11 protein-coding genes are annotated in these 13908 nt (G+C 43.5%); 6 read left to right on the top strand and 5 right to left on the bottom strand.

Going from position 1 to position 13908, the window contains the following annotated elements:
• Positions 1–32 precede the first annotated feature (32 nt).
• Complete coding sequence (locus RIB15_RS04315) at positions 33–770, bottom strand: tetratricopeptide repeat protein (RefSeq protein WP_350200922.1); 738 nt, start codon at positions 768–770, stop codon at positions 33–35.
• Between the two features lie 227 nt (positions 771–997).
• Here RIB15_RS04315 and RIB15_RS04310 point away from each other — a divergent pair, with 227 nt between their 5' ends.
• Positions 998–2056, top strand: coding sequence for a PAS domain-containing protein (locus RIB15_RS04310; protein WP_350200921.1), 1059 nt, complete (start codon positions 998–1000; stop codon positions 2054–2056).
• Position 2057: 1 nt separating this feature from the next.
• Here the strand turns inward: RIB15_RS04310 and mnmE are convergent, their stop codons facing one another.
• Positions 2058–3431: a tRNA uridine-5-carboxymethylaminomethyl(34) synthesis GTPase MnmE gene (gene mnmE, locus RIB15_RS04305; RefSeq protein WP_350200920.1), complete on the bottom strand. Its 1374-nt coding sequence runs from the start codon at positions 3429–3431 to the stop codon at positions 2058–2060.
• A gap of 34 nt (positions 3432–3465) precedes the next feature.
• Here mnmE and RIB15_RS04300 point away from each other — a divergent pair, with 34 nt between their 5' ends.
• Both RIB15_RS04300 and glpK read left to right on the top strand, forming a co-directional pair.
• Entirely contained in the window at positions 3466–4221 is a 756-nt protein-coding gene (locus RIB15_RS04300; protein ID WP_350200919.1) for a transporter, read from the top strand.
• Between the two features lie 130 nt (positions 4222–4351).
• Positions 4352–5851: a glycerol kinase GlpK gene (gene glpK / locus RIB15_RS04295; protein WP_350200918.1), complete on the top strand. Its 1500-nt coding sequence runs from the start codon at positions 4352–4354 to the stop codon at positions 5849–5851.
• 57 nt (positions 5852–5908) lie between these two features.
• Here the strand turns inward: glpK and RIB15_RS04290 are convergent, their stop codons facing one another.
• Positions 5909–7588 (bottom strand): peptide MFS transporter, encoded by a 1680-nt coding sequence (locus RIB15_RS04290; RefSeq protein WP_350200917.1) that lies wholly within the window; start codon positions 7586–7588, stop codon positions 5909–5911.
• Positions 7589–7725: 137 nt separating this feature from the next.
• Between RIB15_RS04290 and hutH the strand changes: the two genes are divergently transcribed.
• Positions 7726–9213 carry a histidine ammonia-lyase gene (hutH, locus tag RIB15_RS04285; protein WP_350200916.1) on the top strand — a complete coding sequence of 496 codons (1488 nt, stop codon included), beginning with the start codon at positions 7726–7728 and terminating at the stop codon, positions 9211–9213.
• Between the two features lie 34 nt (positions 9214–9247).
• On the top strand, positions 9248–9724 hold the full coding sequence (locus tag RIB15_RS04280) for a DUF456 domain-containing protein (RefSeq protein ID WP_350200915.1): 477 nt from the start codon (positions 9248–9250) through the stop codon (positions 9722–9724).
• Between the two features lie 35 nt (positions 9725–9759).
• Here RIB15_RS04280 and RIB15_RS04275 read toward each other — a convergent pair whose 3' ends face one another.
• Together RIB15_RS04275 and RIB15_RS04270 are read right to left on the bottom strand one after the other, a co-directional pair.
• Complete coding sequence (locus RIB15_RS04275) at positions 9760–10185, bottom strand: hypothetical protein (protein WP_350200914.1); 426 nt, start codon at positions 10183–10185, stop codon at positions 9760–9762.
• 91 nt (positions 10186–10276) lie between these two features.
• Complete coding sequence (locus tag RIB15_RS04270; protein WP_350200913.1) at positions 10277–12322, bottom strand: S9 family peptidase; 2046 nt, start codon at positions 12320–12322, stop codon at positions 10277–10279.
• A 153-nt stretch (positions 12323–12475) separates the two neighbouring features.
• Here RIB15_RS04270 and RIB15_RS04265 point away from each other — a divergent pair, with 153 nt between their 5' ends.
• Complete coding sequence (locus tag RIB15_RS04265; protein WP_350200912.1) at positions 12476–13903, top strand: amidohydrolase family protein; 1428 nt, start codon at positions 12476–12478, stop codon at positions 13901–13903.
• Positions 13904–13908: the final 5 nt, after the last annotated feature.

Genomic DNA, 13908 nt, shown 5'->3' with positions numbered 1-13908 from the left:
ATTAGATTATCAGAATTGAGCGGTTGGTTAGGTTACTTACAATGCTCTTGCCAAAGCTGATTTGCTGATTCAGCTCCCAGTTGTTTTGCGGTGCTGAAATTTGAACAAGCGTTTTCCACCGCATTTAGTTGAAGATAGGTTTTACCTCTGTTAATAAAGACATCGGTATTGCCCGAATCCAATCTTGTTGAGAAGTTATAATCAGAAATAGCTTCGTTGTAGTTGCCCAAACTATCGTTAGCCTGAGCACGTAGATAGAATGATTGGGATAAGGCAGAGTCGAGGCCAATAGCATAAGATAGTGTGTTTATTGCCCCCTGGAAGTCTCCGCTTTCAAACTTTGCTTTCCCCAAAAAGAAAAAACTTCCGGGATTGGTGGGAGCCATGGTAACCAGTTTTTCATAATCCCGGATAGCTCCCTGATAATCATAAGAATATAATTTGGATTCTCCTCTCAGGGCATATCCGTAGGGGTTTTTAGGATCGGCTTCAATGGCTTTATCCAGTATAGGAATGGCATCCTTAAAATTCTGTATATAGAATGCAGCACTGTCTTCGGGGAAGCTTCGGGTTTTGACGAGACTCAAGCCAATGTATGCCCTGTTGTAATCATAGCCATATTCCAAAGCTTTTTGAAATGCGTCTTCGGCTTCTTTGAATTGGTTTTTATCAAGCATACGGTAACCCTGGCGCAAATGATTAGGACGTTCTTTTTCTTTGGCGCAGCCGAAAGTTATAGATGCTGCAAGCAACAGGATGAATAGTCTCATTTTAGAAATTTTGATTTATCAGCATTGAAATATAATACGGATGTTGAATTTAAATGGATCCTAAATTAGTAGAATATTTGTCAAATCAAGATAATCATAAAAACTATGATGCTCTTTTAGTTGACTTTTCTAATCTTCCTTGAAAAATCAACAATTTATAGCTTAATATTTTTTGCACTGAGTCGATAAAACTCAACGGATATTAGGAGTAACAAAAACTGAGCAAAATGGTTGAAAAGGTGAGAGTTCTGGCAAAATTCTTTGACCAAAGTCTTGAGGGTGTAGTAATTGCAAATATGAAAAAAGCAGACCAACCTCTCATTTATTGTAATGATGCCTTTTGTAAGTTGACAGGATATTCAAGAGAGGAGGTAATTGGAAAAAACTGCCGGTTTTTGCAAGGTAAAGACCGAGATCAAGCTGCACTTGTAACACTACGATCTGAGTTGAAGGGAAAAAAACCGTGTAAAGTTGTTCTTCGAAACTATAAAAAAAGCGGGGAGTTATTTTATAATAATCTCAGTATATCTCCTCTATTAAATGAAAAGGGAGAGGCAGAATATTTTTTGGGTATTCAGCATGACGTTACGGACCTTTTCATGCTTCGGGAAAAAATACAGGATACAGAAAAGGAGAATCAGGTGTTAATAGGGGAAGTTCATCACCGGGTTAAAAATAACCTTGCTGTAATGGCCGGAATGCTTGATTTGGAGCTTGCTCAACAAAATAAAATTTCATCCCTCGAAAAAAGCAGGATTCGTCTTCAGTCAATGGCGATGATCCATGAAGACCTCTACAATGAAGATGGATTGCACCGTATTCAGTTCAATAAGTTTATATCGAAGTTTGTAAGCAAAATTGATTTAATTCAGGAAAAGCGAAATTTGAAGTTGCAGTACCATCTTGATGTCGATGAAGTTATACTCAGTGTAAACCAAGCTATTCCCCTCTCCGTTATTCTGGCTGAATTACTCAATAATGTTTATAAACATGCTTATCCGAATAAGGAGTATGGTGATGTTACTATTTGCTTGAGTAAAAATATTGAAAAGGAAGTTAGCTTGGAAGTTAGAGACCGGGGAGTTGGATTTGGTAAAGAAAATATGGAAGGAAGGTTCAATAAAATGGGATTTACAATGGTCTCACAACTTACGTCTCAATTGAATGGGAAGTTTGATATAAAAAAATGCTCTGAAGATTGTTCAACTGTCGTTTTGGTGAAATTTAAGCAAAAAGATGTAGCCGGATCTTCCCAGAGCAAAAGAATTCCCTTCGTTCAAGAATAGTCTACTTACCGATACAAAACCGTGAGAATATCGAATCCAGCACATCTTCATTGGTAATTTCCCCAGTGATGGTGCCCAGTTCTTTCAGGGCTGCCCGTAAATCTATGGACAGAAAATCTCCGGTCATGCCCTGATCCAGAGCCTGTAAGGCAGATTCTATATGGTCTTTGGTTTTTTGAAGGGCATCGCGGTGTCGGGTTGAGGTGACCAACAGGCTCGATGCATCATAATGCTTGTTCTCCAAAGCACGATCTTTCAATAACTGCTTCAGGTCTTTGATTCGCTCTCCCTCCAGGGCGGAAATCTTGAGATCGAATTCGGTACGCCATTCCTGCTCTGCTTCAATATCGGCTTTGGTGCCAATGAGGATAAAGGGAGTATCTTTGGCGCGTGACTGAAAGTCGGCAATTTCCTTTCTCTCGGTTTCGGAAAAAGGCTGGGATAAATCCTTAAGGTAGATGACCAGGTCGGCTTTTTCAAAAGCTTGCTGGGAGCGTTTTACTCCTTCTGCCTCTACGATATCTTCGGTTTCCCGGAGCCCTGCCGTATCAATGAGTTTGAACAATAATCCGTCGTAGCTCCAGTCGGCATCGATGGTGTCGCGGGTAGTACCTGCAATTTCTGTTACAATGGCCCGGTCACTTCCCACCAGGGTATTCAGTAAAGTTGATTTTCCCGCATTTGGTCGTCCAATAAGTACCGTTTTAACGCCGTCTTTCACCAGACGTCCGGTTTCATAAGTCTCAAGCAGTTCTGTGATTTCGGCATCCAGATCTTCCAGAAGTTTTTGAAGTTGCTCTTTGTTTGCGAACTCGACGTCTTCTTCAACAAAATCGAGTTCCAGTTCCACCATGGCTGTGGCATCAATAATCTGCTGACGAAAGCTCTTGATGTGTTCTCCAAGTCGGCCTTCTAGTTGCTGATGGGCGGCATCTACTGCTTTTGAGCTTTTGGCATGAATGAGATCGGCCACTGCTTCTGCCTGATCCAGATCTAATTTCCCATTGAGGAAAGCACGCTGGGTAAACTCTCCGGGCTCGGCCGATTTCACCCCAAGAGCTAAAATCGTTTCCAGTACCGATTGTGTGACCAGAACTCCGCCATGACAAGAAATCTCCACGGTTTCTTCCCCGGTATAGGATTTGGGAGAGTGAAATAGGGTAACTAATACTTCATCTACCGGAAACCCCTTTTTATTCATGATCTTACCAAAATGAACGGTGTGGGAATTGAGCTTCGTTAAATCTTTGCCTTTAAAGGCTTCATTTACTTTAGAAATGGCACCTTTGCCAGAAACGCGGATAACGGCAATTCCGCCTTCTCCAACGGGAGTGGCAATAGCTGCAATCGGTGGTTTTTCTGTAATTTCATTCATATTTAAAGATATTCATCTGAACCAAAATAATTCTATGAAATATACACATCTCATCGTAGCCTTATGTTTTCTTCTAATTTCTAATTACGCTTTAGCTCAGGAAAATTACACTGCCGACCGGCCAGGAATTGGTAATGGGTCGTATGTGGTGGAAACCGGAGTTTTTGGCCTGGAGACGGGCATTCAGCTTTCAACGGGGAATGCGATAAATCAGTTTGATATCGGACAAATGCTGCTTCGGTTTGGAGTGATTGAAAACTTTGAATTGAGAGCCCTGCTGAATTCTTATTCCACTCAGTATTTTGATCAAACAGACGCAGTAAATTCCGGCTTTCAGGATTTGGGGCTGGCAGCTAAATATAAGCTCTTTGAATCTGAAGAGGGTAAAACGAGAGTTTCATCCATTGGAAAAATAAGCTTGCCGGTAGGGGCTTCCTCATTCACAAACGATGAAATTGTACCGACGTTATTTGGAGTTGTGGATCAGTCAGTAGCTGAAAATATTAGTATCTCTTCCAATCTTGGATATACTTTTGGAATAGGAGATCTGAATGATAACTGGCTTTTTACGTTAACGCCCGGTTTTAGCTTGCCTAACCAGGAGAATCTGAGTTTTTATGCAGGATATGCAGGTATTTATAGCGGCGGAAATATAAACGAGCATTATCATTATACAGAAGCTGGTCTGGCTTTGATTGTAAATGACGGAGCTCAACTGGATTTAAATGCAGGCTATGAGATTGAACAGGAATCACTATTTATTGGAATTGGGTTTGCCCAGGGATTCTGAGTTCTGGAATAATATTTAGGATCTGCTTTTAGGACGAAATTATCAGCTCTTAAAAGAATATGTTAGACTTGATGGCAGAGTAGATCTGCAACCCGGATAATCCAATAGTAACTAATCAACCAGAATTGGTATGGAGCAATTTGTTTTAGCATTAGATCAGGGAACCACCAGCTCAAGAGCAATGCTTTTTAACAAGAAAGGTGAAATTGTTTCTGTAGCTCAAAAGGAATTCAGACAAATTTATCCTGAACCCGGTTGGGTTGAGCATGATGCACAAGAGATTTGGTCGACACAGGCCGGAGTTGCTGCAGAGGCTGTTGCTTCTGCAGGTGTAAATGGCAGGGCAATTTCATGCATTGGTATAACCAATCAGAGGGAAACAACAGTGGTTTGGGACCGGAAAAGCGGAAAGCCCATTTATAATGCTATTGTTTGGCAAGATCGCCGAACTTCTGACTACTGTGACAGTCTAAAAGAAGCAGGTCACGCCAGCATGATTCAGGAAAAAACCGGACTGATTGTAGATTCTTATTTTTCAGGAACCAAAGTGAAATGGATACTCGATAATGTGGAAGGAGCTCGGGAAAAAGCTGAAAAGGGCGAACTTGCTTTTGGAACTATCGACTCGTGGCTGATTTGGAATTTCACTCAGGGTGATTTACACATCACAGATGTAACCAATGCTTCCAGGACCATGCTGTATAATATCAATACACTGGAATGGGATGACGAATTGCTTAAGCTCCTGGAGATCCCCAAAAATATGCTGCCGGAAGTACGGGAGTCGAGCGAAGTATATGGGGAAACCAAGTCCAGCCTTTTTGCAAGTACCATTGCGATTGCCGGCATTGCCGGTGATCAGCAAGCGGCTCTGTTTGGGCAAATGTGTACGGAACCCGGGATGGTTAAAAACACCTATGGAACGGGATGTTTCATGCTGATGAATGTGGGGGGTGAACCTGTGAAGTCTGAGGGCAACCTTCTGACCACCATAGCCTGGAAGATCAATGGGGAAACGAAATATGCTCTGGAAGGATCTGTGTTCATAGGCGGAGCTGTAGTTCAGTGGTTACGGGATGAGATGGGCATTATACAGGAATCCAAAGACATTGAATACTTCGCCAATAAGGTAGATGATTCGGATGGCGTGTATCTGGTTCCGGCTTTTGCAGGACTAGGAGCCCCGCATTGGAAACAGCATGCCCGGGGTATGATGGTGGGAATAACCCGTGGCACTAATCGGGCTCATCTGGCGAGAGCTGCTCAGGATTCCATTGCATACCAGGTGCTGGATCTTTTGAATGCGATGAAAGCTGATTCCGGGATCAAGGTAAAAGAACTCAGGGTTGATGGTGGGGCTACTGTAAATGATACACTTATGCAATTTCAGAGTGATTTACTTGGGGAAGTTCCCGTTATTCGCCCGATGGTAACCGAAACCACAGCCTTAGGAGCGGCTTATCTGGCAGGACTGGCCGTTGGATTTTGGGACGATATTGAAAAGATACGAAAGCTATGGAAGGTGGATCAAAAATTTGATCAACAGAAAGATTCCGAAGAAGTGGATAAGCTTATCAGGGGCTGGAATCGAGCTGTAAAATCAGCGATAGCGTGGGCTGATGATAGATAAAATAAAAAAGGCTTCTTCGTACGAAGAAGCCTTTTGCAGATCCTTATGGTTTAGATTCTATTCAATATCTCCCATCAGTTTTCGAACCGGAGGTGCAGCAAGCAATGCGATGATACCACCACCACCAACAATCAGTGCTACACTTTGGAACAGTCCGGATGGGGCAAGTGTCTCAAGCTGACCTGCAACTAAGCCAGCCATCAGATTACCGAGAGCAGTTGCTACAAACCAGATACCCATCATCTGAGATACACGGTTTTTCGGAGCAAGCTTGGTCATGGATGAAAGTCCTACCGGCGACAAACAAAGCTCACCAACGGTATGCAGGAAGTACGTTACGATCAGCCAGGCCGGAGATACAAGGCTTGTAGATGAAGCATTGGCAGATCCCCATGATAGCACGAAGAAACCAGCGGCAAGGCCTAGCAGTCCTAATCCGAATTTAACCGGGATAGAAGGGTTAGCGTTGCGGGAAGCCAGCCAGGTCCAGAGCATCCCAAAAATAGGAGCAAAAATCACAATAAAGGTTGGATTAATAAGCTGCAATGTACTGGCAGGTATAATCCATCCATTTCCTATCTGAGTAAATAACCAGTAAAAGAACGCAAGTAAACCAATTCCGGAAACAGCCACGGCTGCTTTTGCCATCACCCAAAGATCGTCTCGATTAAAGGTTCTGAACGTGTACCAGCCAATAGGTATAGCGAGAACAAGGGTGAGTATAAGTGCTCCCATCCCACCCAGAAACTCACTGGGGCCAGCTGCACGATCGGTTAAATCCGCGGCAAAAAGATTAAGGGAAGAACCAGCCTGCTCAAATCCACTCCAGAATAAAGCGGCGAGAATAAAGAGCCAGAAAATAACCCCCAGTCTTTTCTTTTCCTGCTGTGTATGGCCACCAAAGAAGATGATGTAGATGAAGAAAATAAGCGTGATGATAACGGCTACAATCCCCAGGTTTTGAGCCAGAGCTTCAAGGGCTACATCAATTGCACCTGAGCTTTGGAGGAATCCAAAAATGACAACGGCTGCTGCCAGGAAGGAAGATATTCCATAAAAGAGTTTGCTTCGCTTCTTGATTTGTTCTTCCGTAAAGCTTTCATCAAGATCGCCGGCGCCTTCAAGGTACTTGTCGCCAATTTTGTAGGATATTAATCCCAGCACCATTCCAATACCTGCAAGGGAGAATCCATAATGCCAGTTGTATCCTTCCCCAAGCAGACCACAAAGAAGTGGACCTAAAATGGCTCCGAAGTTAATCCCCATATAGAAAATAGAGAATCCAGCATCACGTCGGGCGCCGCCTTCAGGATACAAATCACCGACCATGGAACTTACGTTAGGTTTCAATAGTCCAGTTCCCACAACAATTAATGCCAATCCTATAAAGAAAAAGGTAGTGGTGGGAACAGCCATGCTAAAGTGACCGGCAGCAATGATACATCCACCTATGAAAACAGCTTTTTTCTGTCCCCAGATGTTATCAGCTACCCAGCCGCCCGGCAGCGACAATACATATACGAAGAAGGTATAGATTCCATAAATAGCAGCAGCTTCACCAACACTGAATCCAAGCCCGGGGTTATCTCCAAGAGCTTCTGCTGTCATAAAAAGCACGAGAAGAGCGCGCATTCCATAGTAACTGAAACGCTCCCATAATTCAGTGAAAAATAATGTTGATAAGCCACGCGGATGTCCAAAAAAATCGTTGACGGTGGCTGGGTTCCCGTTTGCCATAGTTTATAAAGGTTGGTTAAGGGTTTTGATATTCCATAAAGTGCGTGATGATACCTAAAGAGCTACTCGGTTGCAAGAATGGATTGAATTCAATGTTATATCTGACGACCTTTTCAGAGGAATAAAAAAGGGTGGATATGATAGAAATTAAAATCAGCAGCTTGTATAAGGATATCGAACGGTCTTTAGCTCAGCTAAAAAAAGACCCTTCACCGGTGCTGAACTCACGAGCAATTGTGGATGATGCGCTCACCAAAAATGAGGCTTTTTATGGCATTAATACCGGTTTTGGTATTCTGGCTTCGAAAAGAATTGGCGATGATCAATTGAAACAGCTCCAGCGAAACCTGATTTTATCTCATGCTGTTGGAACCGGTGACTTGATCACGAAAAACATTTCACGACTAATGCTCCAGCTTAAAATTCATGCGCTGGGTATAGGCTTTTCCGGAATTTCTAAAGAAACTTTTGACCGTCTTATCTATTTCGTGGACAATGATTTAATCCCCGTTATTCCTGAAAAAGGAAGTGTGGGAGCTTCCGGTGATTTGGCGCCGCTGGCTCATATGTCACTGCCATTATTAGGTTTTGGTTCATTCTGGAATGAGGAGGGAACCGATACGATTCCCGCGAATAAGGTATTGCAGGAGCACAGTCTGGAGCCGATCGAGCTTCAGCCCAAAGATGGATTATCACTAATCAACGGAACGCAATTGATGAGTGCTTATGGTGCTTTTGTCCTGGAAAAATCACTTCATTTGCTAAAGAGCGCAGATTTATTGGGAGCTATGAGTCTGGAAGCATTGCAAGGCAGCATCAAACCTTTTGATGAGCGTATTCATGAAATCCGGCCACATGCCGGACAGCAGACCGTAGCCCGGAATGTTCGTCATTTGCTACAAAACAGTGAGATTTTGGAATCGCATCGAAATTGCGGGAAGGTACAAGATCCGTATTCGCTTCGATGTATTCCGCAGGTGCATGGTGCAAGTCGTGATGCTATTGCTCATTGTATATCCACGGTTCAAACCGAAATAAACTCGGTAACGGATAATCCACTTGTTTTCCAGAATGGGGATATTATCAGCGGAGGGAATTTTCACGGGCAGCCACTGGCTCTTGTGCTCGATTATGCCGCTATTGCCCTGGCAGAGCTTGCCAGTATCTCAGAACGGCGAACGTACTTACTGCTTGAAGGACACGATGGGTTGCCTACTCTGCTTATGGAAGAAACCGGGATAAACTCCGGCTTTATGATTCCACAATACACATCGGCGGCGTTAGTGTCGGAAAATAAGGTGCTGTGTCATCCTGCATCTGTTGACTCTATTCCGACCAGCCTCGGACAGGAAGATCATGTTAGCATGGGAAGCATCGGGGCACTAAAGTTACTGAATGTATTCAAAAATGTAGAGCAGGTGTTGGCCATTGAGTTGTTTACAGCATCGCAAGCGCTGGATTTCAGAAAACCACTGAAACCCGGCGAAGGGGTAGATCGAGCACACAAATATATACGTGAGCAGATTTCGCATGCGCAGGAAGATCATTTCTTTAAAGACGAGATTAACGAAGCGGTGAAATTATTAATGCAGTCCGAATTACTTGATCCGCTGGAACTACAGTAACGAAACTTTGCGGTCTTAGAATCGTGTAGCGATTATGGAAATCATTATAATTATTATCGGTGCTTTATTAATGTTAATTGGATTGGCAGGAGCCTTCTTGCCGGTCGTTCCGGGCCTTCCGTTCAGCTATATAGGATTGCTCATTCTGCAATTCATGTATGCACCTTTTTCACTTACTTTCCTGATTGTATGGGCAGCTATTGTAATACTGGTTGGTTTTGTGCTGGATAACGTAATTCCTGCCTGGGCTACCAAGAAATTCGGAGGGTCGCCCTACGGAGTTACAGGCTCTGTGGTGGGTTTAGTGGCAGGGTTGTTCTTTCCGCCTATTGGGTTTGTTTTAGGTCCTTTGGCAGGTGCTTTTCTTGGAGAGATTATTGCCGGGAATAAATCAGACAAAGCCTTTAAATCGGCTTTAGGCTCATTTGTGGGATTTATGGCGGCAACGGGTTTAAAAGTGATGGCGGCCGGAGTGATGGCATATCACTATTTTGCAAATGTTACTATTTAAAATGTGACTTTATATCCAAGCTTTAGACAGCTGACTTATTCCGACTTTTCTTTTTTGGCGAACTGTTGTTTTAGAGCGTAGCCTGCAATCAAGAAACAGACCAATCCTCCAAAGCCAAACATGAGCCGGGCCAGAGAAAGGTTTGAATCTGCACTCAAAAAGGGAATTCCTCCGGAAAAACCATCATCAGTGCCAAAAAAAGCCACCCAGCTGCCTATGGTTCCCATTGCTGCTACCAGAATGGCAGCAAGCAGATTGTTGTACTGCGATTTTTCTCCTAAAAAGATCATCACTCCCGCCAGAAAGAATACCAAACCACAAATGCCAATCACCCATAAAGGAGCATTAACCGCCGACTCATCAACAAGGATAACTTCAAAGGCGATAAGAATAATCCCGATTCCTGCCGCCATAAAAACCCAGGCAAATGCTTTAGGCGGTTTTTTATTTGGTTGTTCCATATACGTTAGGTTTGAAGTTATTTTAATATCGTAAAAAAAGAAAAGGCTTCCGTATCTCTGCGAAAGCCTTTTTTATAGTGAATTCCTGAATTTAGTTTTCGATCGTCATTTTGTCTACTTCAAGTTCGGTATCCGGGCGTTGATTTTCTTCTCCTTTCAGGTATTCATTAAACCAGCGCATCATCCGCAGGTTATAATCAAAACGAGCGGTCGCTCGGCGGTTACCATGTCCTTCTCCCGGATAGAGTACGAGACGAACCGGAGTATCGGTGCGGGTTTTAATATGACGGTAAAGCTCGTAGGATTGTCCCGGATCTACGCGGGTGTCTTCCTTTCCGTGCATAATCAGTAATGGTGTTTTGGCGTTATCTACATGATAGATGGGACTGCGTTCGAGATAACCCATGTAATCTTCCCAGATTCGCTTGCGGGCATGTACATGATAGAGCTCTTCGGGAATATCGCTGGTGCCCCATTTAGAGAGGTTATTACTAATACCTACGAACATCACTCCCGCCGCAAAGCGATCACTGTATTTGGTGCTCATCCATGCAGTGGCATATCCACCATAAGAACCACCGGTTACCCCAACTTTGGTTTTATCGGTCACGCCTTCCGCAATCAGGTAATCAACCCCTTCTACGATATCATCGAACTCGGCACCGGCTAAATCGCCCTGACTGCTCATGGCAAACTCAACACCGCGACCAGTACTTCCCCTATAATTAGGGTAAAAAACAACGAAGCCTTCCGCAGCCCCCATTTGCCCAGCCATAGAGTAGGATGTAAGCCAGCCGTTGTCGTAATGGGCTTCAGGTCCGCCATGAACCACTGTAATAGTTGGGTAAGGCATTCCTTCTTTATAATCCAGCGGGTAAATAACAATTCCCTCAACTTTCATACCATCTTTAGTGGTATAGGTAACCGCCTCTTGTTTCCCTTTTGGAACTTCATCCAGCCAGGGGTTGCTGTTTGTGACTCTTTTAGGTTCTTTATTCCCTTTCTTCATCAGGTACAATTCGCCAGGGTGATTTGGAGTATTGGCATTAAAAACATGAGTGCCATTTCCTGCATGCGCAAAGGAAGCAAGGATTGGGCCTCCGGTTGGGATGATGGCTTTCATCTGGCTTCCGTCACTCTTTATACTCCCAAATTCGGACCAAACGCCTTTACTCGCGAGGTAGTGAATAGTGTTGGCATTTGCCCATTCTATTTGGTCAAAGCTGCCTTTGAAATCTTCTTTAAGCAAGGTTGTGTTGCCGGTGGCTGCGTCTGCAATCTTGAGACGCCCTGCAATCGGGTCATTAATAGTAGCTGCGGCAATCATTGCCAGTTTTTTGCTATCCGGACTCCATGAAATTTGTCCCAGTTTCCCTTCATGATCAACCTCTGCAAGCACATCACGGGATTCATGATCAATGATTACTACTTTTTGGCTCATATAAAAGTCATCGACCAATGGGGTGGGAGCAACGGCTACGGCTAGTTTTTGTTGATCAGGACTCCAGACGGCATCATACACACTTCCTTCCACGGGAATACGATGCGGCTCATGGCCATCCATAGCTATGTTTTGGATATAGGCCCAGGTGTTGGTCAAATTCTCTTCATAGACTTCCGGGCTGTAAGGCAGTGGAGACTCGCTTTCTTTTTTTGGCTCGGCAGATCTGAATACAAGATGGTTTCCATCTGCAGCCCAGCTATATCCTGAAATATTTCGTTCAAAAGCATAAAGCTTTTCACTCGCTCCGGATTCCGTATTCAATTCATATAATGAAGTAGTTTCATCCCCTTCTTTTTTAGCCAGATATGTAATGTTATTGCTTCCGGGCCTGAAGGCAATGCCACTTACACTCATATCTGTAATCAGGGGTTTGGTCTCTCCACTTGCAATATTCATCATGTATAAATGAGTACTTGGAAGAGCATTTTCTTTCATCGGGTCGGCCGGAACCGAAAGGGTATAAGCGGCTGTACTGCCATCACCGGACAAATAAACAGAGCCAACATTGTTTATTTTAGCAACTTGTGTAGGGGTGAGCCCATTTTGAGCAAACCCAAGCTGTATGAATCCAATACTAAACGCCAATACAAGCGTCGTGAGTAAGCCTGATTTTTGGAATAAAGATCGTGTCATTGGTATCCTCCTGATTATGATTAATTCATTGAGGTAAATATACTCAATAAGCCTCCTGATCTAAAGACTTAGCCTGAAATTATGTACCCATTTGTAATGCTGATTTTAAATGCTTAAATCCTGTTAAGTGTAAATTTTAGCAGATATAAATTTATGAGATCAATAAAATGGATAGTAGCTGGACTGTTAATAGCAGCAACTGTTGCTGCCGGATGCAGCGGTTCCGAATCAACGAAAAAAGTAACCGTTATCTCAGGGGCTACTTTATTTGATGGAACCGGATCAGAACCAATCGTGAATAGCATGGTTGTAATCAACGGTTCAGAAATTGACTGTGTGGGCAAAGATGGGGAATGCTCAGTTCCTCTCGGAGCTGAAGTCGTAAATGCGGAAGGGAAGTATATTACGCCCGGCATCGTTGACGCTCATATGCACTTTTTCCAAACAGGTTTTTTTGACAGCCGTCCTGATGCTATGGATATAACGGAAACATACCCATTCCCGGAAGTGGCAGCTTACCAAAAACAAAATCCTCAACGATATTATAATTCATATCTCTGTTCAGGAATTACCGGTGTGTATGATGTAGGGGGGATGAGCTGGTCGATCGACCTTCAGGAAGAAGCCGAAAACAATCCTAAAGCACCACATGTAGCAGCTGCCGGTCCGCTGATTACTCCGGTTCCGGGTGCTCCTTTCGATTTGCCCTCTGATAAAGTGCTGGTAACTCTGGATTCCGAAGAAACAGGAATAAAAACGGTTCAGTATTTGTCAGCTTTAGGTAGTACCGGTATCAAATTCTGGACTTTTGATGAAGATAGCGAAGAGTATATGCAGCGGGTTCAAGCAACTGCAGAAGAAATTCGACGTCAGGATAATCAGATGATAGCTCATGCCACAACTTTAGAACAAGCAAAAGCAGCTTTACGGAATGGCACCAAACTGCTGGTTCATAGTGTGCAGAATACTGAAATTGATGAAGAGTTTATTGAATTGGCCAAAGAAAGCGGAACCTATTATAACCCTACGCTGATTGTAAGTGCGGGCTATATGCTAGCCTTCAGAGCTGCTGCTGATATTGCTCCCATTCCGGTAACCGATCCCAATGGTTGTATAGATTCAAGGACGATGGAGTTAATTAACACTGCAAGTCAGTTCAAAAATCACCCGCGTTTGTCCGCAAACATGAAAAATCGGCTTGAAGCATTTAATCCGGAAACCGATATGACAAGAGAAATACCTTTAACAAACCTGAAAAAAGTTTATGAAGCGGGTATTCCTATTGTGGTAGGTACCGATGCCGGAAATCCGGGTACGCTGCATGGTGTTTCCATTTTTGATGAACTTGAGGCCATGCAGTCTGCTGGTATTCCAGCAAAGGATTTGATTGTGATGGCTACCCGGAATGGTGCAGAATCCATGCGCCGTGATAATGATTTCGGTACACTTGAGTCTGGTAAGTTTGCTAATCTGATCTTGTTAGAGAAAAATCCATCTGAAGATATTTCGAATATGAGAACCCTTTCTCACGTGATGCTCAAAGGAAAAATGATGAATGTGAGTGAAATTCAGGATCAATAGGTTAT

It is taken from the genome of Gracilimonas sp., from assembly GCF_040218225.1.
GTDB lineage: Bacteria > Bacteroidota > Rhodothermia > Balneolales > Balneolaceae > Gracilimonas.
Note: the sequence above shows the minus strand (reverse complement) of the source record. Positions and strands in the feature narration are given on the sequence as shown.

Bases quoted from the DNA above. Each gene is read 5' to 3' on its own strand.
- RIB15_RS04315 (WP_350200922.1), bottom strand. From the start codon at position 770: ATGAGACTATTCATCCTGTTGCTTGCAGCATCTATAACTTTCGGCTGC.
- RIB15_RS04300 (WP_350200919.1), top strand. From the start codon at position 3,466: ATGAAATATACACATCTCATCGTAGCCTTATGTTTTCTTCTAATTTCT.
- RIB15_RS04270 (WP_350200913.1), bottom strand. From the start codon at position 12,322: ATGACACGATCTTTATTCCAAAAATCAGGCTTACTCACGACGCTTGTA.
- RIB15_RS04310 (WP_350200921.1), top strand. From the start codon at position 998: ATGGTTGAAAAGGTGAGAGTTCTGGCAAAATTCTTTGACCAAAGTCTT.
- hutH (WP_350200916.1), top strand. From the start codon at position 7,726: ATGATAGAAATTAAAATCAGCAGCTTGTATAAGGATATCGAACGGTCT.
- RIB15_RS04275 (WP_350200914.1), bottom strand. From the start codon at position 10,185: ATGGAACAACCAAATAAAAAACCGCCTAAAGCATTTGCCTGGGTTTTT.
- mnmE (WP_350200920.1), bottom strand. From the start codon at position 3,431: ATGAATGAAATTACAGAAAAACCACCGATTGCAGCTATTGCCACTCCC.
- glpK (WP_350200918.1), top strand. From the start codon at position 4,352: ATGGAGCAATTTGTTTTAGCATTAGATCAGGGAACCACCAGCTCAAGA.
- RIB15_RS04290 (WP_350200917.1), bottom strand. From the start codon at position 7,588: ATGGCAAACGGGAACCCAGCCACCGTCAACGATTTTTTTGGACATCCG.
- RIB15_RS04280 (WP_350200915.1), top strand. From the start codon at position 9,248: ATGGAAATCATTATAATTATTATCGGTGCTTTATTAATGTTAATTGGA.
- RIB15_RS04265 (WP_350200912.1), top strand. From the start codon at position 12,476: ATGAGATCAATAAAATGGATAGTAGCTGGACTGTTAATAGCAGCAACT.